This is a genomic window from Candidatus Pelagibacter sp. (genome assembly GCF_965262185.1).
Classification (GTDB): domain Bacteria; phylum Pseudomonadota; class Alphaproteobacteria; order Pelagibacterales; family Pelagibacteraceae; genus Pelagibacter.
Genome location: NZ_OZ253498.1, coordinates 763,557 through 785,748, shown reverse-complemented (window position 1 = coordinate 785,748; position 22,192 = coordinate 763,557). Strand labels below are relative to the sequence as shown.

19 protein-coding genes are annotated in these 22,192 nt (G+C 32.0%); all 19 read left to right on the top strand.

Annotated elements, in window-relative coordinates; all coding sequences use genetic code 11:
• The first annotated feature begins 2 nt into the window (after positions 1 to 2).
• Complete coding sequence (locus ACQY31_RS04385; RefSeq protein ID WP_428078902.1) at positions 3 to 1,619, top strand: acyl-CoA synthetase; 1,617 nt, start codon at positions 3 to 5, stop codon at positions 1,617 to 1,619.
• Positions 1,620 to 1,627: 8 nt separating this feature from the next.
• On the top strand, positions 1,628 to 2,404 hold the full coding sequence (locus ACQY31_RS04380; RefSeq protein ID WP_428078900.1) for an alpha/beta fold hydrolase: 777 nt from the start codon (positions 1,628 to 1,630) through the stop codon (positions 2,402 to 2,404).
• Positions 2,401 to 3,510, top strand: a complete 1,110-nt coding sequence (locus ACQY31_RS04375) for a dimethylsulfoniopropionate demethylase (RefSeq protein ID WP_428078898.1) — start codon at positions 2,401 to 2,403, stop codon at positions 3,508 to 3,510. The genes ACQY31_RS04380 and ACQY31_RS04375 overlap by 4 nt, the downstream gene beginning before the upstream one ends.
• Positions 3,511 to 3,525: 15 nt before the next feature.
• Positions 3,526 to 4,533 (top strand): aspartate-semialdehyde dehydrogenase, encoded by a 1,008-nt coding sequence (locus ACQY31_RS04370; protein ID WP_428078896.1) that lies wholly within the window; start codon positions 3,526 to 3,528, stop codon positions 4,531 to 4,533.
• A complete protein-coding gene (gene sdhC, locus ACQY31_RS04365; protein WP_428078894.1) occupies positions 4,523 to 4,906 on the top strand; it encodes a succinate dehydrogenase, cytochrome b556 subunit in 384 nt (127 codons plus the stop codon). Before ACQY31_RS04370 ends, sdhC begins: the two co-directional genes overlap by 11 nt.
• A gap of 1 nt (position 4,907) precedes the next feature.
• Entirely contained in the window at positions 4,908 to 5,234 is a 327-nt protein-coding gene (gene sdhD, locus ACQY31_RS04360) for a succinate dehydrogenase, hydrophobic membrane anchor protein (protein WP_428078892.1), read from the top strand.
• Positions 5,234 to 7,009 carry a succinate dehydrogenase flavoprotein subunit gene (sdhA, locus tag ACQY31_RS04355; RefSeq protein WP_428078890.1) on the top strand — a complete coding sequence of 592 codons (1,776 nt, stop codon included), beginning with the start codon at positions 5,234 to 5,236 and terminating at the stop codon, positions 7,007 to 7,009. Before sdhD ends, sdhA begins: the two co-directional genes overlap by 1 nt.
• Complete coding sequence (locus ACQY31_RS04350; RefSeq protein WP_428078888.1) at positions 7,009 to 7,788, top strand: succinate dehydrogenase iron-sulfur subunit; 780 nt, start codon at positions 7,009 to 7,011, stop codon at positions 7,786 to 7,788. The genes sdhA and ACQY31_RS04350 overlap by 1 nt, the downstream gene beginning before the upstream one ends.
• Positions 7,789 to 7,827: 39 nt before the next feature.
• Positions 7,828 to 9,321, top strand: a complete 1,494-nt coding sequence (locus ACQY31_RS04345; RefSeq protein WP_428078886.1) for a CoA-acylating methylmalonate-semialdehyde dehydrogenase — start codon at positions 7,828 to 7,830, stop codon at positions 9,319 to 9,321.
• Between the two features lie 10 nt (positions 9,322 to 9,331).
• Positions 9,332 to 10,294 carry a malate dehydrogenase gene (gene mdh / locus ACQY31_RS04340; protein WP_428078884.1) on the top strand — a complete coding sequence of 321 codons (963 nt, stop codon included), beginning with the start codon at positions 9,332 to 9,334 and terminating at the stop codon, positions 10,292 to 10,294.
• A 2-nt stretch (positions 10,295 to 10,296) separates the two neighbouring features.
• The gene (sucC, locus tag ACQY31_RS04335) at positions 10,297 to 11,457 is read left to right on the top strand and encodes an ADP-forming succinate--CoA ligase subunit beta (protein WP_428078882.1); all 1,161 of its coding nucleotides are present in this window, start codon (positions 10,297 to 10,299) and stop codon (positions 11,455 to 11,457) included.
• A complete protein-coding gene (sucD, locus tag ACQY31_RS04330) occupies positions 11,458 to 12,333 on the top strand; it encodes a succinate--CoA ligase subunit alpha (protein ID WP_075506079.1) in 876 nt (291 codons plus the stop codon).
• A gap of 35 nt (positions 12,334 to 12,368) precedes the next feature.
• A complete protein-coding gene (locus ACQY31_RS04325) occupies positions 12,369 to 15,287 on the top strand; it encodes a 2-oxoglutarate dehydrogenase E1 component (protein ID WP_428078880.1) in 2,919 nt (972 codons plus the stop codon).
• Positions 15,288 to 15,293: 6 nt separating this feature from the next.
• A complete protein-coding gene (gene odhB, locus ACQY31_RS04320; protein WP_428078879.1) occupies positions 15,294 to 16,595 on the top strand; it encodes a 2-oxoglutarate dehydrogenase complex dihydrolipoyllysine-residue succinyltransferase in 1,302 nt (433 codons plus the stop codon).
• Positions 16,596 to 17,996 carry a dihydrolipoyl dehydrogenase gene (lpdA, locus tag ACQY31_RS04315; protein WP_428078877.1) on the top strand — a complete coding sequence of 467 codons (1,401 nt, stop codon included), beginning with the start codon at positions 16,596 to 16,598 and terminating at the stop codon, positions 17,994 to 17,996. It abuts the gene before it with no gap.
• Between the two features lie 22 nt (positions 17,997 to 18,018).
• Positions 18,019 to 18,201 carry a hypothetical protein gene (locus ACQY31_RS04310; protein WP_428078875.1) on the top strand — a complete coding sequence of 61 codons (183 nt, stop codon included), beginning with the start codon at positions 18,019 to 18,021 and terminating at the stop codon, positions 18,199 to 18,201.
• Between the two features lie 34 nt (positions 18,202 to 18,235).
• Positions 18,236 to 19,984 carry a replication restart helicase PriA gene (priA, locus tag ACQY31_RS04305; protein WP_428078873.1) on the top strand — a complete coding sequence of 583 codons (1,749 nt, stop codon included), beginning with the start codon at positions 18,236 to 18,238 and terminating at the stop codon, positions 19,982 to 19,984.
• A 108-nt stretch (positions 19,985 to 20,092) separates the two neighbouring features.
• Positions 20,093 to 20,650, top strand: coding sequence for an ATP synthase F1 subunit delta (gene atpH / locus ACQY31_RS04300; RefSeq protein ID WP_428078871.1), 558 nt, complete (start codon positions 20,093 to 20,095; stop codon positions 20,648 to 20,650).
• Positions 20,651 to 22,186, top strand: a complete 1,536-nt coding sequence (gene atpA, locus ACQY31_RS04295) for a F0F1 ATP synthase subunit alpha (RefSeq protein WP_428078870.1) — start codon at positions 20,651 to 20,653, stop codon at positions 22,184 to 22,186.
• The last annotated feature ends 6 nt before the right edge of the window (positions 22,187 to 22,192 follow it).

Genomic DNA, 22,192 nt, shown 5'->3' with positions numbered 1-22,192 from the left:
TAATGAATCATTACGATATTAATCTGGATAGAAATAATGCAAATTATGTTCCATTAACACCACTAACATTTTTACAAAGAGCCAAAGATGTTTATCCTGATTATGAGGCTATAGTTTATGAGGATAGAAGCTATACTTGGAATGAAGTTTATAAAAGAGCAGTAAAATTTGCCAGTGCACTTTCTAAAATTGGTATTCAAAAAGGAGACACAGTATCTTTTTTAGCTTTTAATACTCCTGAAATTTTTGAGGCACACTACTCAGTTCCAATGACAGGAGCAGTTTTAAACACAATAAATATAAGATTAGATGCCAATACAATTAATTATATTTTAAATCATAGTGATGCGAAGGTATTAGTTGTAGATAGACAATTACATGTAGAAGTAAAAAAAGCTTTAAAAAATTTAAATAAAAAAATCACTGTTATAGATATTAACGACAAACATGCTGATCAATCGAAATTGGAAAAAATTGGAGATTTAGAATACGAAAGTTTTTTAAATACTGGAGATGAAAATTTTGATTGGAAAATGCCTGATGATGAATGGCAGGCAATATCTTTAAGTTATACTTCAGGTACAACTGGCAATCCTAAAGGGGTTGTGTACCATCATAGAGGAGCATACTTGATGTCTACAGGAAGTTCGGTTGCCTGGAACATGCCTAATCGTTTAAACTTTTTAACAGTTGTGCCTATGTTTCATTGTAATGGCTGGTGCTATCCATGGACAGTTCCAATGTTAAATGGAAGAACAATTTGCTTAAGAAACATTGATGTAAAGAAAATTTTTGAACTTATTGATAAATATGACATTACTCATTTTGGAGGAGCACCAATAATTTTAAATATGATAACAGGAGCTCCCGAAAGCGATAGAAAAAAATTAAAGCATAAAGTTTATGTCTTAACTGCTGGAGCACCTCCACCGAGTATTATTTTTAAAAAGATGAAATCACTTGGGTTTGAGGTTATGCATGTATATGGTCTTACAGAAACATATGGTCATGTTACACAATGTGCATGGAATGATGGATGGAATGATTTAGATGAGGATAAACAAAATGAGATTAAAGCAAGACAAGGAGTAAGGTATCCTAACACAGAAGGAGTAACCGTTTTAGACCCAGAGACGATGAAAGAAGTTCCTAAAGATGGAAAAACTATCGGAGAGATCATGATTAGAGGAAATGTAGTAATGAAAGGTTACTTTAAAGATAAAGAAGCTACTGACAAAGCAATGAAAGATGGATGGTTTCATAGTGGTGACTTGGCAGTTATGTTTCCTGATGGATATGTAAAAATTCAAGATAGATCTAAGGATATTATTATTTCAGGGGGAGAAAACATTTCATCAATAGAAATTGAAAATACATTATCTAAACATCCTTCAGTTTCAATAGCTGCAGTAGTTGCAAAACCAGATGATAAATGGGGAGAAGTACCCTGTGCTTTCATCGAAATGGTTCAAGATAAGCCTGTTACTGAAAATGAATTAATTGATTTTTGTAAGGAAACTTTGGCTGGATTTAAAGTTCCCAAAAAGGTTGTTTTTTGTGAACTACCTAAGACATCAACTGGGAAAATACAGAAGTTTGAACTTAGAAAAAAAGTTTAGGAATCTAATTGATATTTGAAATCGAAAATAAAAGTATTTTTGCTTCAGACAATGGCAAAGGTATAGATAAAAACAAAGATACCATTATTTTTCTTCATGGGAGTGGCTTATCTCATATTGTTTGGTCATTAAGTGAGCAATTTTTTTCAAATAATAATTTCAATGTATTATCTATTGATTTACCAGGACATGGAAATTCTGAGGGGCCATGTTTAAAAACTATTGAGGAAATAGCAGAATGGTTGGAACTTGTATTTGATGCCTTAGATCTTCAAAATTTAATTTTAGTTGGTCACTCACAGGGATGTTTAGAAATACTTGAGTATTCTCATAGATACAAAGATAGACTAAAAAAAATAGTCTTTGTAGGTGGATCTAATAAAATGCCTGTTCATCCTGATTTAATTGAGCTTGCAGAAAATGGAGATTCTGATGCAGTAAAGTTAATGATGAAGTGGGGATATGAAGGCTCAAAAAAATTTATAGGTGGAAATCCAGTTGAAAGAATTATTCAATCTCCAAAAGATATTAGTGAAATACTTGCTATAGATCTTATAGCTTGTAATAATTATAAAAATGGTTCAACCGCAGCCAGATCCATCGAAGTTCCAACTATGTTTGTTTTTGGTTCTTTAGATAAAATGGTTAATTTAGAATCTGGTAAAAAATTTTCTCAATTGATTAAAAATCCAACTATTCATGTAATTGAAGGATGTGGACATATGATTATGATTGAAAAAGCATTTGAAATGCGGGACAAGGTTTTAGAATTTTTAAATAAATGAAAAATTATTCAATAGCAAAATCTAGAAGACTTAGAAGTTCACCTTATACTTCAAGAATAGAAAAACAAGGTGTAACGGCTTATACAATCTATAATCATATGTTGTTACCTGCAGCGTTTGGATCTATAGAAGATTCTTATCATCATTTAAAAGAACATGTTCAGATTTGGGATGTTGCAGCAGAAAGGCAAGTTGAAATTTCAGGAAAAGACTCAGCTAAATTAGTTCAATTAATGACTTGTAGAGATTTATCTAAATCTAAAGATGGTAGATGTTATTATTGTCCTATTATAGATGACCAGGGTGGATTAATTAATGACCCTGTAGTGCTGAGATTAAATCAGGAGAAGTGGTGGATATCTATTGCCGACTCTGATGTAATTTTATTTGCAAAAGGATTAGCAATTGGACAAAAATTTGATGTTAAAATCTTTGAACCAAATGTAGACATTATGGCCGTTCAAGGCCCAAAGTCATTTAAGTTAATGGAAAAAGTATTTGGTGAAAAGATTACTAAATTAAAATTTTTTGGATTTGATTATTTTAATTTTGAAGGAGTTGATCATTTAATTGCACAATCAGGTTGGTCTAAGCAAGGTGGCTATGAAATTTATGTTCAAAATACTGAGTCTGGTCAAAAGTTATATGATCATTTATTTGAAGCTGGTAAAGAATTTAATGTTAAACCTGGATGCCCTAATTTAATAGAGAGAATTGAAAGTGCTCTTTTATCATTTGGAAACGATATGGATAACAATGATAACCCGTTTGAGTGTGGATTTGATAAGTATGTTAACTTAGATAGTGATGTAAAGTTTTTGGGTAAGGAAAAATTAATAAAAATAAAACAAGAGGGAATAACCAAAAAGTTGATGGGTATAAAAATTGATATTAATGAAATTAGTGTAACAGGTTCTCTAGATCTGACAGATGAAAACAACAACCTAATTGGAGAATTAAGATCTGCTTGCTATTCACCTCACTTCAAAAAAGTAATTGGTATAGCTATGATGCAAAAAGGATACTGGAATCCTGAGCAAAATGTAAAAGTTGTTGTAAATGGACATAATTGCACTGGAAAAGTTTGCGATTTACCTTTCATTTAGTATAACAACCTCATCATGAATATAGCTATAGTCGGAGCCACAGGCAATGTTGGAAGAAAAGTACTAGAAGTACTTGAGAGGAAAAATTTGCCTATTTCAGAAATTTTTTTAGTTGCATCTGCGAAAAGTGCTGGTTCAAAAATCAATTTTAAAGGTAAAGACATAAAAGTTGAAAATTTAGAGACTTTTGATTTTTCAAAAGCTAAAATTACTTTTTTTGCAGCAGGTGGAAAAATTTCAGAAGCTTATGCCTCAAAAGCAGCAAGTCACAGCATTGTAATAGATAATTCTAGTTTTTATAGAATGGACCCTGATGTTCCTTTAATTGTACCTCAAGTAAATGCGGATGACTTAAAAAATATAAAAAAAAATATTATTGCTAATCCTAATTGTTCAACTGCACAATTAGTTTTACCATTAAAACCAATCCATGATTTATTTAAAATAAAAAGAGTAATTGTAGCAACATATCAATCTGTATCTGGCGGAGGTAAAGCACCAATGGATGAATTAGTAGAACAGACTAAGCTAGCACTAGAAAATAAAGTAATAGAGTCAAAAAATTTTACAAAGCAAATTTCGTTTAATTTAATTCCTCATATCGATTTATTTGCTGATGATGGATACACAAAAGAGGAATTAAAGATGACCAATGAGACTAAAAAAATTCTAGATCAAGATATTGAATTATCAGCAACTTGTGTAAGAGTACCAGTTTTAGTCTCTCATTCTGAAGCAGTAAATTTAGAATTAGAAAAAGAATTTACAATTGACCAAATTAAAGAATGTCTTGATAAAATGGAAGGCTGCAAAGTCATTGATGAGAGAAAAGATGGTGGATATTCAACTCCACTTGAAGCGGCTGGAAAAGATGAGACATTTATTTCAAGAATTAGAGAGGATAAAACTAAAAAGAATTGCTTAAATATGTGGATTGTTTCAGATAATTTACTTAGAGGTGCAGCTTTAAATGCAGTTGAAATTGCAGAAACATTAATAAAAAATAATTTTTATGGAAAGTAAAAGACCCCTTTCTCCTCATATACAAATTTATAGATGGCACATATCCTCACTAGTATCTATTTCTCATAGAATTACTGGCATAATAAATATTATAGCAATAACTTTAGTTTGTGTCTGGGTTTCTTCGCTAGTTTTAGGAGAACCCAAATATGATTTGATAAATTATTTTTTGAATTCGTTTCTTGGAAAATTTGTTGCAATAGGGTTAGTATGGTCCTTTAGCTTTCAAATACTTAGTGAAATCAGACATTTAATAATGGATATGGGTTATGGCTATGAACTAAAGACTACTCGTATAACAGGCCTGATGGTGATTTTTGGTTCATTAATTTTAACTATTTTATTTTACTTAATTGGAAAAAACTTTTTTTAATATGAATTTAGCTACAAAAAAATGGATGTTTTTAAAATTATCATCAATAATTTTAATCCCTTTAATGTTTTGGTTTATAATTAATTTCATATCAGTTTATGATGGAGATTATTCTGAAGTGGTTGGTTTTTTTTCAAATAAAATAAATAAGTTTATATTTAGTATATTTTTAATTTTTGCTTATTTTTTTTCTGCCTTAAGTATTAGTGAGGTTTTTGAGGACTATATTTCTAATGAAAAAACCAAATATGTCGCAAACAGACTTCTCTATATTTCTGCTATAATCATTCCATTATTTACAATAATAATTTTACTTAATCTAAAATAATGAGTGCTTATAATATTATAGATCATGAATATGACGTAGTTGTCTTAGGAGCTGGTGGATCTGGCTTGAGGGCTGCTGTTGGATTAAGCGAAGCTGGATTGAAAACAGCATGTATTTCAAAAGTATTTCCAACTAGAAGTCACACATCTGCTGCACAAGGAGGTATCTCAGCTGCACTTGGTAACATGGGAGAAGATGACTGGAGATGGCACATGTATGATACGGTCAAAGGTGCTGACTGGTTAGGAGATCAAGACAGTATTGAGTATTTATGTAAAGAAGCTCCAAAAGCAGTTTTAGAATTAGAAAAATATGGAGTTCCATTTAGTAGAACTGAAGAGGGAAAAATTTATCAAAGACCTTTTGGAGGAATGACTAAAAATTATGGAAATGGAATTGTCCAAAGAACATGTGCTGCTGCAGATAGAACTGGTCATGCAATTCTTCATACACTTTACGGACAGGCCCTAAAACATAATACCGAATTTTTTATAGAATATTTTGCACTAGATCTTTTAATGAAAGATGGAGCATGCAAAGGGTTAATTGCATGGAATTTAAACGATGGAACAATCCATAGATTTAGAGCACACACTGTAATTATAGCTACAGGTGGGTATGGGAAAGTCTACTACTCAGCTACATCTGCTCATACATGTACTGGAGATGGAAATGCAATGGTATTAAGAGCTGGATTGCCTCTTCAGGACATGGAGTTTGTTCAATTTCATCCAACAGGAATTTATGGTCATGGCACGTTAATAACAGAAGGTGCCCGAGGAGAGGGTGGTTATCTAACCAATTCTAAAGGTGAAAGATTTATGGAAAGATATGCTCCAAATGCAAAAGATTTAGCATCAAGAGATGTTGTTAGTAGATCAATGTCTATTGAAATAAATGAAGGAAGAGGAGTTGGAAAAGATCAAGATCATGTTCATTTGAACTTAAGTCATTTAGATAAAGATATTATTGAAAGTAGACTTCCAGGAATTACTGATGCTGCAAGATTATTTGCAAATGTAGATGTAACTAAAGAACCAATACCCGTTGTCCCAACAGTTCATTATAATATGGGAGGAATTCCAACAAATTACAAAGCAGAAGTTTTAACTGTTAATGGTTCAGAAAAAACTGTTCCAGGTCTGATGGCTATAGGAGAAGCAGCATGCGTTTCTGTTCATGGTGCAAATAGACTTGGCTCTAATTCACTAATTGATTTAGTAGTATTTGGAAGAGCAGCAGCAAAGAGAGCTGCAGAATTAGTTAAAACTGGAACTCCTCATGAAGAGATACCTGAATCTGAGACACAAAAATGTTTAGATAGATTTGATAAGTTAAGAAATGCAGATGGAAATAATAGTACTGCAGAACTTAGACTTTCAATGCAAAAAACAATGCAATCTAAATGTGCAGTATTTAGAACAGAAAAAAATCTAAAAGAAGGTGTTGATGATATTAGAAAAACTTATGATGGAATGGACTCTATTTCTGTCAAAGATAAATCTTTAGTTTTTAATACTGATTTAGTTGAAACTTTAGAATTTGATAATTTAATTAGACAGGCTGTAACAACAGTAGAATCTGCATATCACAGAAAAGAAAGCAGAGGAGCTCATGCAAGAGATGATTATCCAAAAAGAAATGACGAAAAATTTATGCAACACACTCTTGCTTGGTGTGATGGAAAAAATACAAAAATTAGCTACAGACCAGTTCACAAGTCAACTTTGACCAATGATGTTCAATATTTCCCACCACAAGAACGGGTATACTAATGGTGCAATTGAATTTACCAAAAAATTCTGAAGTCAAAAAAGGTAAATATTTTAAAGACAAAACAGGTTCGAAAAATCTTAGAAAAGTAAATGTTTATAGATGGGACCCTTCTAATGAAGAAAATCCAAGAATTGATACTTATGAAGTTGATATGGATAACTGTCCTTCAAAAGTTTTAGATATTTTAAATAAAATTAAAAACGAAATTGATCCAACATTAGCTTACAGAAGATCTTGTGCTCATGGTGTTTGTGGTTCTTGTGCTATGAACATGGGTGGCAAAAATGGTTTAGCGTGCACAACTCCACATTCGGAAATTGATGGAGATATAGACATATATCCACTACCGCACTTGAAAGTTAAAAGAGATTTAATTGGTGATTTAGATGGTTTGTATAAACAGTATGAATCTATTGAACCTTGGCTAAAAAATAATTCAAAAAAAGAAACAACAGAAATTTATCAATCTCAAGAAGATAGAGCAAAACTTGATGGTGCTTATGAATGTATCATGTGTGCATGCTGTTCAACATCTTGCCCAAGTTATTGGTGGAATGGAGATAAATATTTAGGCCCAGCAGTGCTTCTACAAGCATACAGATGGATCGTTGATAGTAGAGATGAAGAAAGAAAAGCAAGATTAAAAAAAGTTGCTGATGAATTAAAACTTTATAGATGTCATACTATTTTAAATTGTACAAATGCTTGTCCTAAAGGGCTAAATCCAGCAAAAGCAATTGCAGAAATTAAAAAAATGTTAGCTACTGCTAATGTTTAAATAGACTATTAGGTTTTTTTGATTTAAAAGACCGTATTCATGAAATTAATAGAGCATTTTGTTGATGGAAAAATAATTTCAGGTTCATCTGATAGAAAAGGAAAAGTGTTTAATCCTGCAACAGGAGAACAGGAATCCGAGGTAAGACTTGCAAGTAAGTCTGATTTAGATCAAGCCGTAGAAGCAGCTAAAAAAGCATTTGAAACTTGGTCTGCAAAACCTCCTTTACAAAGAGCAAGGATAATTTTTAAATTTAAAGAATTAATAGAAAAAAACTCTGATGAGTTAACAAAGCTAATAGTATCAGAACACGGAAAAGTTTTTGAGGATGCCAGAGGATCTTTAACAAGAGGGCTTGAGGTAGTAGAGTTTGCTTGTGGAATTCCTCATTTGTTAAAAGGTGAATATTCAGAAAACGTTGGAACAAATGTTGATAGTTGGTCAATGAGACAACCTTTAGGAGTAGTAGCTGGAATTACTCCATTTAATTTTCCAGCAATGGTACCAATGTGGATGTTTCCAATAGCAATTGCTTGCGGAAATACATTTATATTAAAACCATCAGAAAAAGATCCTTCATGTGCAATTAGATTAGCTGAGCTACTGAGTGAGGCTGGATTACCCGAGGGAGTATTTAATGTAGTTAATGGCGATAAAGAAGCTGTTGATGCAATTTTAGAAAATAAAGATATTAAAGCTGTAAGTTTTGTTGGATCTACTCCAATTGCAAAATATATCTACGAAAATTCAGCTAAAAATGAAAAAAGAGTACAAGCACTTGGAGGTGCAAAAAATCACTTAGTAGTTATGCCAGATTGTGACTTGGATGGTGCAGTAAATGGATTGATGGGTGCAGCTTATGGATCTGCAGGTGAAAGATGTATGGCTCAATCTGTTGCGGTTGCTGTAGGAGATATTGGTGATGAACTGGTCTCAAGACTTTCTAAAAAAGCAGAGGCCTTAAAAGTAGGACCTGGTATGGATAAAGCCTCAGAGATGGGACCTTTGGTTACAAAAGAGCATTTAGAAAAAGTAAAAAGTTATGTTGATTTAGGAGTTGAAGAGGGAGCAAAACTAGTTGTTGATGGAAGAAACTTAAAACTCCAAGGCTATGAAAATGGGTTTTATATTGGTGGTTGTTTATTTGATCATGTTAATAAAGACATGAGAATTTATAAAGAAGAAATTTTTGGCCCAGTGCTATCTGTAGTTAGAGTTAAAACTTTTGAAGAGGCCGCAAAACTAATCAATGATCACGAATACGGAAATGGAGTAAGTATTTATACTAGAGATGGTGATGCAGGCAGAACATTTGCTAGTAAAATTCAAGTAGGAATGGTTGGTATCAATGTTCCAATTCCAGTTCCTATGGCCTTTCATAGTTTTGGTGGTTGGAAAAGATCATTATTTGGAGATAGCGGCATGCATGGCATGGAAGGAATAAAATTCTATACTAAACTTAAAACTGTAACATCACGATGGCCTTCAGGTGTGCGTACAAACGCAGAATTTGTAATGCCAACAATGAAATAAGAGGAAATAAATGAAAAAAATATCTTTAATTGGCGCAGGCCAAATAGGTGGAACACTAGCACATTTAATTGGAATAAAAGAGCTTGTTGATGAAGTTGTTTTATTTGATGTTGCAAGAGGAATAGCTAAAGGAAAGGCTTTAGATATAGCTCAATCATCATCAGTTGATGGATTTAATGTAAAATTATCAGGTACAGATGATTATAAAGATATTAAAGATTCTGATGTTATCATAATTACAGCAGGAGTTCCTAGAAAGCCAGGAATGAGTAGAGATGATCTTCTCGGTATAAATTTAAAAATTATTAAACAGGTAGCTCAAGGAGTAAAAGAAAACGCTCCGAACGCCTTCGTAATTTGTATCACCAACCCTTTAGACGTAATGGTTATGGCGTTTCAAAAGTTTTCAGGTTTGCCTGCAAATAAAGTTGTCGGCATGGCAGGAATTCTAGATAGCTCAAGATTTAAATTATTTTTATCCTTAGAGCTTGGTGTGCCTGTGAGAGAGATTGAAGCAATGGTTATGGGTGGTCATGGAGATACTATGGTTCCAATGCCAAGATTTACAAAAGTATCTGGCAAACCTTTATTGGATCTTGTGAAAGAGGGAAAGATTTCTCAAGAGAGAGTTGAAGAAATTAATCAAAGAACTAGAGACGGTGGAGCAGAAATCGTTAAGTATTTAGAAAAAGGTTCCGCTTTTTATGCACCTGCAGCATCGGGAGTTCAAATGGCTGAATCATACTTAAAAGATGAAAAAAAATTATTACCTTGTGCAGTGCAGTTAAATGGTGAGTACGGAGTAGAAAATGTTTATGCAGGAGTACCGGTTGTAATTGGTAAAGACGGAGTTGAGAAAATTGAAGTAGTGGATTTAGATGAAAAAGAAAATAAAGAGTTTATGCACTCTATTGATGCTGTTAAAGCTCTTTGGGAAGCTGCATCTAAAATAGATCCAGATCTTTCAAAATAATAATGAACATTCACGAGCACCAAGCGAAAGAAATTTTAAAGAAATATGGAGCAATAGTTCCAGCAGGAGTTTTTTCAACGAGTGTTGATGACTTGATTGAAAAAGCAAAAAATTTAAAAACTGAAAAGTATGTTTTAAAAGCTCAAATTCATGCTGGCGGTAGAGGTAAAGCTGGAGGAGTTAAAATTCTAAATACACTTGAGGAACTAAAAAATTCAGCCAATGAGCTGCTTGGAAAAACATTGGTAACTCATCAAACTGGACCAGAGGGCAGAGAAGTTAAGCGATTATATGTTGAAGAGTCCTCTAATATAGAAAAAGAATTCTATTTATCATGTTTAGTTGATAGAGCGAGTTCAAAGATTGCATTTATTTCAAGTGATCAAGGTGGAATGGATATTGAAGAAGTAGCAAGTTCAAATCCAGAAAAAATTATTACAACTAAAGTCGATATAGCTGAAGAAATATCAGATGCAGATTGTGAGTCAGTAATTAAAATCTTTGATTTAGACAGTGATGTAAAAGATCAAGCAATTTCGATAATAAAATCAATTTATAAAATGTTTATTAGTACAGATGCAAATATGGTTGAGGTAAATCCTTTAATTTTAACAAAAGAGGGAAAGATTGTTTGTTTAGATGCAAAAGTTAATTTCGACTCTAATGCATTATTTAGACATCCTGAAATTCTAGAATTAAGAGATCTCAATGAAGAGGATCCAACTGAGATTGAAGCAAGCAAACATAATTTAGCTTATATCAAGTTAGACGGAAGTATTGGATGTATGGTTAATGGTGCAGGGCTAGCAATGGCAACTATGGATATCATCAAATTATATGGTAAAGAACCAGCTAATTTCTTAGATGTTGGAGGTGGAGCTTCAAAAGAAAAAGTTTCTGCAGCATTTAAAATTATTCTTTCAGATAAAAATGTTAAGGGAATTTTAATAAATATTTTTGGGGGAATAATGAGGTGTGATGTACTTGCACAAGGAGTAGTGGACGCTGCAAAAGAAATTAATATTAGTGTGCCTTTGGTAGTTCGACTTGCAGGGACAAATTTTAAAGAGGGAAAAGAAATTTTAGACAATTCGGGTTTAAAATTAATTTCAGCAGAAAATTTGGATGACGCTGCTAAAAAAATTGTTGAGGCAATAAAATAGATGTCAGTTTTAGTTAATAAGGAAACAAAAGTAATTTGCCAAGGGTTTACAGGTGCACATGGAACCTTTCATTCAGAACAAGCAATAAAATATGGAACAAATTTAGTAGGAGGTGTTACTCCTAAAAAGGGAGGTCAAAAGCATTTAGATAGACCTGTATTTAATTCTGTAGCTGAAGCTAAAGATGCAGTTGGAGCAGATGCCACTATGATTTATGTACCTGCAAAATTTGCTGCAGCAGCAATTATAGAAGCTATCGATGCTTCCGTTGAATTAATTGTTTGCATTACTGAAGGAATCCCAATTCAAGATATGCTTAAGGTAAGAAAAAAATTAGATGGGTCTAATAGCAGACTTATAGGTCCAAATTGTCCAGGAATTATAACTCCTGATGAATGTAAAATTGGAATTATGCCTGGTAATATTCATAAAAGAGGTTCAGTTGGAATTGTATCTAGATCTGGAACTTTAACTTACGAAGCGGTTGCTCAAACAACTGAGAATGGATTAGGGCAATCAACATGCATTGGAATTGGAGGAGATCCAATAAATGGTACAAATTTTATAGATTGTTTAGATCTGTTTTTAAATGATGAAGAGACACAATCAATTTTAATGATTGGAGAGATAGGAGGTTCTGCAGAAGAGGAAGCAGCAGAATTTTTGAAAAACCATAAGATTAAAAAACCAACAGTTGGATTTATAGCAGGAATTACTGCGCCTCCAGGGAGAAGAATGGGTCATGCGGGTGCAATTATTTCTGGAGGCAAAGGTGGTGCAGAGGATAAAATAAAAAAAATGGAAGAATGTGGAATTACTGTCGCAAAATCTCCATCAATAATCGGTAAAACTTTATTTGATAAACTGTCTAATTGAAAAAATATTTTTAGAGGGATATATTAAATAAAAAGATGTCTTCATCAAAAAATCTCGATTTCGAAAAAAATTCATTTTTACATAAATCAAATAGTGCATTTATTGAACAAATGTACCTAAAATTTATCAACAAAGATAAAGATCTCCCTGAAAGTTGGTTAAATTATTTTGAAGGAATTGGTGATGAAATAAAAGTAATTGCTAATGAAATAAATGGACCATCATGGGGACCAGAAAAAACCAAAATAAATATTGATGAGCTACAAAAAAAAATAGATGAAGATGAAAATAATAGCCTAAATAAAGAAAAAATAGATACTTCTGAAAAGTTTAATTTCCAATTACTTGCAGATTCAAACAAAGATTCAATAAGTGCTGTTGCTTTAATAAGAGCTTATAGACTAAGAGGTCATTTATTGGCTGATCTTGATCCTTTGGGAATGAGGGAGTCTGAATATTTAGATGAGCTTCATCCGGAGTTTTATGGTTTTAAAAAAGAACAATATGATAAAAAAATTTTTCTAAATGGAGTGATTAATAAAAAGTATGCCAATATTAAAGAAATTTTAAAATTTATGAAAAAAACCTATTGTGGAAAAATAGGTTATGAGTTTATGCACATTTCAAACCCAGAGGAAAGAATGTGGTTTAGAGATAGGATTGAACAAGATGAAACTGCACTACAATTTACAAAAAATGGAAAGGAAGCAATTTTAAATAAATTAGTTCAAGCAGAAGGTTTTGAAAAATTTTTAGCAACTAAGTATGTTGGCACAAAAAGATTTGGCTTGGATGGAGGAGAAAGTTTAATTCCTGCACTTGAACAAATAATCAAAATCGGTGGTCAACAACAAATTAAAGAGGTTAAAATTGGAATGTCTCATAGAGGCAGATTAAATGTTTTAGCAAATGTATTACAAAAATCTTATAAGAGAATATTTAATGAATTCGCCGGTGAATATAGTGACGATTCTGAAGATAGTGCAGGAGATGTAAAATATCATCTTGGTGCATCTTCTGATAGACAGTTTGATGGAAATTCTGTTCATGTTAGTTTGACAGATAATCCATCTCATTTGGAGGCAGTAAATCCTGTCGTTTTAGGACAAACTAGAGCAAAACAATTTTTTCATAAAGATAAAGAGAGAAACAAAGTTATCCCAATACTAATTCATGGTGATGCAGCATTTGCTGGACAAGGAGTAGTTGCTGAATGTTTTGCTATGTCAGGTCTACCAGGACATAACACTGGTGGAACTATTCACATAATTGTAAACAATCAAATTGGTTTTACAACAAGCCCACGGTTTGCAAGATCATCACCTTATCCATCTGATGTTGCTAAAATGGTTGAAGCTCCAATTTTACATGTTAATGGAGATGACCCAGAAGCAGTTGTTTACGCTACTAGAATTGCAACAGAGTTCAGATTAAATTTTAATAGAGATGTTGTTGTAGATTTAATTTGTTATAGAAGATTTGGTCATAATGAGGGAGATGAGCCATCGTTTACTCAGCCATTGATGTATCAGAAGATTAAAGCTCACCCAAGTGTATATAAAATTTATGGAAGTAAACTAATTGGTGAAAATATAATTACCAAGGAATTACTAGATCAAAATGTTAAATCATTTAAAGATTTATTAGACGATCAATATAAAAGTGCAAAAGACTATAAACCTAAAATAAAGTGGTTTGAGGGAACATGGTCTAGATATAAACCTGAGAAAGGTAAAGATAAAAGAGGAGTTTCAGGTTTTGATGAAGAGAAATTAAAAATAATATCAAAAAAAATAAATACAATACCATCAGAAAAAAATATTCATAAAACCATTTCTAAAATTCTTAATGCTAGAAAGGAATCTGTAGAAAAGGGAACAGGAATTGATTGGTCATCAGCTGAGGCACTTGCTTTTGGATCTTTGTTGGTTGAGGGATATCCGGTTCGTTTAGTTGGACAAGACTCAGGTAGAGGAACTTTTAGTCAAAGACATTCTGTATTAAGAAATCAAGTTGATAACTCAAGATATATTCCTTTAAATAATATTTCAAAAGATCAAAAACAATTCGAAGTGGTAGATAGTTTTTTATCAGAACTTGCTGTTTTAGGTTTTGAATATGGTTACAGTTTAGTTGAACCAAATACTCTTACAATTTGGGAAGCACAATTTGGAGATTTTGCAAATGGAGCTCAAGTGGTGATTGATCAATTTATAGCATCAGGTGAAAGAAAATGGAATAGAGCTTCAGGGATTGTAATGTTGTTACCTCATGGATACGAAGGTCAAGGTCCTGAACATTCATCAGCTAGGTTAGAAAGATTTTTACAGTTATGTTCAAACGATAATATGCAAGTGATGAATTGTACAACACCGGCCAATTATTATCATGCATTAAGACGTCAAATGCATAGAGATTTTAGAAAACCACTAATTATAATGACTCCAAAATCATTACTTAGAAATAAATACTGTGTTTCTAACTTAGAGGATTTTAACAAACAAAATACTTTCCATAGAGTTTTGTGGGATCATGCGATCGATCCAAAATCAAATGTATTTATTAAACTTAAAGAAAGTTCTGAGATTAAAAAAGTTATTTTGTGCTCAGGCAAAGTTTACTTTGACTTACTTGATGCTAGAGAAAAATTAAAAAGAGATGATGTAATTATGTTTAGAATAGAACAACTTTATCCTTTCCCAGCAAAAGCTTTAGTAAACGAACTTAAACCTTATGCTAAAAATGCTGAATTCTTTTGGTGCCAAGAAGAGCCAAAGAATATGGGGGCATGGTTTTCAGTGAGAGATTATATTCAATGGACATTAGATACTTTAAAGGCTAAATATAATAAAATTTCTTATATAGGAAGAAGCCCTGATGCAACTCCAGCAACTGGATATGCAAAGAGGCATAATTCTCAGCAACAAGAAATAATTAATAAGGTGTTTGATTAAATTATAATGAGTGAAAAAATAGTAGTTCCAGTACTTGGTGAAAGTATTACAGAGGCAACAGTTGCAAAATGGTTAAAAAAAACTGGAGATGCAGTTGAAGCTGACGAGCCAATTGTTGAGCTTGAAACTGATAAAGTTAATTTAGAGGTTCCATCACCAATAACTGGTGTTTTAACAGAAATTAATTCACAAGATGGCTCCACAGTAGAAGTTGGAGCTTTATTGGGTTCAGTATCTGAAAATGGTTCAGCTAAAGTGACACCAACTGAAAAGAAAGAAGAGCCTAAACAAGTTAAAGAAACTCCTTCTGAAAACAATGTCATTCAGTTAGATACAAATAAAAAAGAACCACAAATTTTTGAGGAAGAAAAACAAGAAACTAAAAAACCTAAGCCTTTGGTTTTAACTGAGGAAGTAGTACCAAACCCAGCACCAGTAAGAGAGAATAGAAATGATACTTTGTCTCCAGCTGTCAGAAAAATTGTAACCGAAAATAATATTGATATTGGTTCAGTTCAAGGTTCAGGAAAAAATGGGCAGGTTTTAAAAGGAGACCTAATAAGTTTAATGGGAGCAAATCCAAAACCATCAGAGAGAAAAATTCAATACGGTCAAGAAGAACGAATTAAAATGACCAGACTAAGACAGACAATTGCTAAGAGATTAAAACAAGCTCAAGAAAATGCTGCATTACTTACAACTTTTAATGAAGTTGACATGACAAATATCATGGAAATGAGAAAAGAAAATCAACAAGACTTTCAAAGTAGATATGGAATTAAATTAGGCTTCATGTCATTCTTTGTTAAAGCATGTGTGGTGGCCTTGAAACATTTCCCTGCTGTAAATGCTGAAATTGATGGCGATGAAATTATATATAAAAACTATTATAATATTAGTTTTGCTGTAGGTACGGATAAAGGTTTAGTTGTTCCAGTTTTAAGAAATGCAGATGAGCTTTCATTTGCAGACATTGAAAAAAATATTAAAGATATTTCTGAAAAAGCTAGAGATGGAAAATTAACAATTGAAGATCTACAAGGAGGAACATTTACTATCAGTAATGGTGGAGTGTATGGTTCAATGTTATCAACTCCAATTCTAAACTTACCTCAATCTGGCGTTCTAGGTATGCATAATATTGTAGAGCGCCCAGTTGTAGTAGATGGGGAAATAAAAATAAGACCTATTATGTATTTAGCTCTTTCTTATGATCACAGAATTATTGATGGCAAAGAATCTGTTTCTTTCTTAAAAATGATTAAAGAAAATCTAGAGGATCCTAGAAGACTATTTTTGGATATTTAAATGTCAGAAAAATTTCAAGCTGCAGTTATTGGAGGAGGGCCTGGTGGTTATGTTTGTGCAATTAGACTTGCGCAATTAGGTTTAAAAACCGCATGTATAGAGTCTAGAGGTTCATTAGGGGGAACTTGCTTAAATGTTGGCTGTATACCTTCAAAAAGTTTATTAAATCTTTCGGAAGAATTTCATAAAGCAAAAAATTTATCCAATAAGGGCATCGAGATAGGTGAGGTGAAACTTAACCTTGAAAAGATGATGAAAAGTAAAGATAAAGCTGTAACAATATTGACCAAAGGTGTAGAATTTCTTTTAAAAAAAAACAAAGTTACTTATTTTAAAGGTCACGGAAGTTTTAAATCAAAAAATCAGATCTCAATTAAAGATGATAAGAATAATGAGACAATTATACAGTCAGAAAAAACAGTAATAGCAACCGGATCTGTGCCAGTTTCATTACCTGGAATTGATATTGATGAAAAAGTAATTGTTTCCTCTACAGGGGCTTTAAAATTAGAAAAAGTACCAAATAAAATGGTTGTAGTTGGAGGTGGCTACATTGGTTTAGAGATGGGTTCAGTTTGGTCAAGATTAGGTTCAGAAGTTCAGGTCGTAGAATTTTTAGATCATATTACACCTGGAATGGATAAAGAAATTTCATCTGAGTTTATGAAAATTTTAAAAAAACAAGGTATTAAATTTAATATGCAAAACAAAGTTGAAACAATTAAGAAAAATAACAACGGAGCAGTTGTTTCAACAGTAGATAAAGATGGCAATAAAAACAATTTTGAATGTGATGTGGTGTTAATTTCTGTTGGAAGAAAGCCAAATACTGATGGATTAAATTTAGATGCAGTAGGAATTGATTTAGATGAAAGAAAAAGAATAAAAACTGACAAAACCTTTAAAACAAATGTCGCAAATATTTTTGCTATTGGCGATGTAATAGTAGGCCCAATGCTTGCTCATAAAGCTGAAGATGAAGGAATCGCAGTTGCTGAAAATATTGCAGGACAATCTGGACATGTTAATTATGATACAATCCCTGGTGTCGTGTACACTACTCCAGAAGTTGCATCTATAGGAAAAACAGAAGAACAATTAAAAGAACTTAATCAAAAGTATAAAGTTGGTAAATTTTCATTTATGGCAAATTCTAGAGCTAAAGCAATTGATGATGCGGAGGGATTTGTAAAGATATTAGCAGATGAGCAAACAGACAGAGTATTAGGAGCTCATATTATAGGTCCTCATGCAGGAGAGTTAATTGCTGAAATAGGTGTGGCTATGGAATTTGGCGCAAGTTCAGAAGACATAGCAAGAACATGTCATGCGCACCCAACATTTTCAGAAGCAGTTAAAGAAGCTGCATTATCAGTAGATAAAAGAGCAATACACTCTTAATTTTTTTTCATATTATTAAAATATGAAATTTCCGATTCTTTTACCTAATATTTTTGATCATCCATTTACTTATGAAAGTAGTATTGATCTAAAATTAGGAGATTACGTGGAAGTTCCTTTTGGTAAATCAAAAATTACAGGTGTAGTTTGGGATGAATTTGAAAAAAATAGCAACAAAACATTTAAAATAAAAAAAGGAAGTTAGATGTGACTCCTCTAAAAAAAAATGGAAGTTAGATGTGACCACTATTAAATTTTTAAACTGGTTTTCAGAGTACAATATTATTCCAAAAGGAATGGCTCTAAAGCTTATTTTATTAAGTAGTCATGCAATAGAAAATAAGGAGCTAAGTTCTTATAATAATTTTAAAAGTGAAATTAAAAATACATCCATAAAATTAACCAAAGATCAAATCAAAGCATATGAAGAAATGGCAAGCACTAACCAAAATTTTAGAGTACACGTGTTACAAGGAACAACAGGATCAGGTAAAACTCTTGTATATTTTGAAGCTTTAAAAAACCTTATAAAACAAGGATATCAGGGCTTAATTTTGTTACCTGAGATAGGTTTAACAGGTGAATTTGAAAAAAAATTTAATGAATATTTTGGTTTTAATGCAGCTGTGTGGCACTCAGGAGTTTCAAAAAAAAAGAAAGAATTAATTTGGAGTGGAATATCAAATGGAGAAGTTAAAGTAATTATAGGAGCAAGATCATCATTATTTTTACCCTTTAAAAATTTAGGTATAATAATCGTAGATGAAGAGCACGATCAATCATTCAAACAAGATGAGGGTGTAACTTATAATGCACGAGATATGGCAATCTCTAGAGCTTCATTTGAAAATATACCAGTTAATTTAGTTACTGCTGTTCCATCAATTGAAACTTTTGAAAATATTCAAAAAGGAAAATATTCCTTATCAAGACTTACAGAGAGATATAAAAATGCTTCATTACCAAATTATGAAATTATAGATCTTAATAAAACCAAACTCGAAAAACAATCATGGTTATCAGATAAAATAATTGAAAAAGTAAATTTTCACCTTGGGAGAAAAGATCAGGTTTTATTTTTTTTAAATAGAAGAGGTTTTTCACCTCATGCCTTGTGCAAAAATTGTTTAACAAGTTATTCTTGTCCAAATTGTACTATCAATCTTGTTTATCATAAAAATAAAAATAATTTATTATGTCATTATTGTGGTTTTAAAACTGATTTAAAAAGAGATTGCTCAAAAGAGGGTGAATGTAATTTTGTTTTCAGTGGACCTGGTGTAGAGAGGATATCTGAGGAAGTTAAAAAAAAATTTCCCAATAAAGAAGTTGAAATTTTTTCAAGTGATACAATGAATAAAAAAGACTCATCAAATAAATTAGAAAGAATTATAAATAATCAAACGCAAATATTAGTTGGAACACAATTAATTTCCAAAGGATTTCACTTTCCAAGTTTAAATTGTATTGTGGTTGTTGATATTGATCTATCAGCTAATGGGAATGATTTAAGAGGAGCAGAAAAAAATTTGCAATTATATCATCAGCTATCAGGAAGAGCTGGAAGAACAGGAAAACCTGCAACAGTATATTTTCAAACTTATAACAATAATAAGAATATGATTTTAGAAATTACAAATAAAAATCCTGATATATTTTTAAAAAGGGAATTAGAAATTAGAAAAAAAAACAAACTTCCACCTTTTCAAAGATTTATTTCGCTAATTATGACTGGAGAAAATCAAAAAAAATTAGAAAAAGAAGCTTATGATTTTAAAAATTACCTAGAAAATAAAATTGAGGGAAAGATATTGGGTCCAGTTGATGCTCCTATATTTAGATTAAAGAGAAAATTTAGAGTGAGATTTTTAATTAGAGGTCCAAAATCTATGAAACTACAAACTGCTATTGCAAAATCAGTTCCAAAATACAAATTTTCCAAAGGAATAAAACTTTCAGTTGATGTTGATCCAATTAACTTCAATTAGGCCTAAAAAAGAGGACTTTTTCGTCAATCAGTCACTTGAAGACGCAAAGGTCATATGCTAATTAGAGCGTGATTTTAAAATAATCTTCAACATTTTAGAGGTATCAAGTTGAGCAAAAACACAGGATTTTCAATTACTTCAGCTGAAAGGTATTCTCTTGCGCTTTATGAATTATCTACTGAAAATAGTGTTACGGCTCAAATAGAAGAGCAATCACTTTCAATTTTAAAATTATTAGAACAAAGTCAAGATTTTTCAAATTTAATAAAAGACCCAACTACTAGCCAAGACGATTTATTAAAAGTAGTTAGTACAATCTCAGAAAATTATAAATTTGATCAATTGTTAAAAAACTTCTTAAGTTTTTTAATTCAAAAAAGAAGGTTCTTTTTTGTAGAAAGAATTCTTAAAAGTTTTATTGAAATTTGTTCAAAAAAAAGAGGTGAGTTAAAAGCAGAATTAAAGTCTGCTAAAGAGTTGTCTAATGAAGAAATTACACAAATTACAGAAGAATTAACTAAAAATTTTAGTTCAAAAATAAAATTAAACTACAAGCATGATGAAAGTTTAATAGGAGGTTTGGTAGTACAGGTAGGGAGTACTATGGTGGATACCTCAATTAAAAGTAAATTACAACAAATCGAAAATAGAATGATAGAGGCATAAATGGAAATAAATCCTTCAGAAGTTACAAAGATATTAAAAGAACAAATCAAAAATTTTGGAGATAAAGCTGAGGTTACTGAAGTTGGTCAAGTTTTATCAGTTGGTGACGGTATCGCTAGAATTTATGGTCTTGACAATGTTGAGGCTGGAGAGATGGTTGAATTTTCTGATGGCTCCAAAGGTATGGCCCTAAACTTAGAGAGCGAAAACGTTGGAGTTGTAATTTTTGGTGATGACAGAAATATTAAAGAGGGTGATGTTGTAAAAAGAACTGGAAATATTGTTGATACGCCAGTTGGAAAAGAATTATTAGGTAGAGTAGTAGATGGTTTGGGAAATCCAATTGATGGCAAAGGTGCATTAGATAAAAGTGTACAAAAGAGCAGAGTAGAGGTTAAAGCCCCTGGAATTATCCCAAGACAATCGGTTAATGAACCAATGCAAACGGGATTAAAATCAATTGATAGTTTGGTACCAATTGGAAGAGGTCAAAGGGAATTAATTATTGGTGATAGACAAACAGGAAAAACTGCTGTTGCAGTTGACGCGATCATAAACCAAAAAAAGATTAATGAATCAGGTGATGAAAAACAAAAATTATATTGTATTTATGTTGCTGTAGGTCAGAAAAGATCAACTGTTAGACAAATTCAAAAAACTTTAGAAGAAGCTGGTGCAATGGAATATACAACGATTGTTGCAGCAACAGCATCAGACTCAGCACCACTTCAGTTTTTAGCTCCATATACTGGTTGTGCTATGGGTGAATTTTTCAGAGATAATGGAATGCACGCATTAATTATCTACGATGATTTATCAAAACAAGCAGTTGCTTATAGACAAATGTCTCTTCTACTAAGAAGACCTCCAGGACGTGAGGCTTATCCAGGAGATGTATTCTATTTACATAGTAGATTATTAGAAAGAGCTGCGAAATTGAGTGATGAACATGGTGGAGGATCTTTAACAGCACTTCCAATTATTGAAACTCAAGGTGGAGACGTATCTGCGTTTATTCCAACAAACGTAATTTCAATTACGGATGGTCAGATTTTCTTAGAAACTGAATTATTCAACCAAGGAATAAGACCTGCAATTAATGTTGGTTTGTCAGTTTCAAGGGTAGGTTCATCTGCACAAACTAAAGCGATGAAAAAAGTTTCAGGATCAATGAAACTTGAGCTTGCTCAATATAGAGAAATGGCAGCATTTGCTCAATTTGGTTCAGATTTGGATGCCTCTACTCAACAGTTATTGAATAGAGGATCAAAATTAACTGAACTTCTAAAACAAAAGCAATATTCTCCAATGACAGTTGCAGAACAAGTAATTTCGGTTTTCTGTGGTGTTAAAGGATATCTTGATGATATTGATTTAAAAGATGTTGCAGGTTTTGAAAGTAAAATCATAGAAAAATGTAAATCAGAAAAACCTGAGATTATTGAGTCGATACAAAGTTCAGGAAAGCTTGAAGAAGATAAAGAAAAGTTATTAGTTGAACTGATTACTCAATTAAAGGAAACCCTTAAATCTTAATTTAAT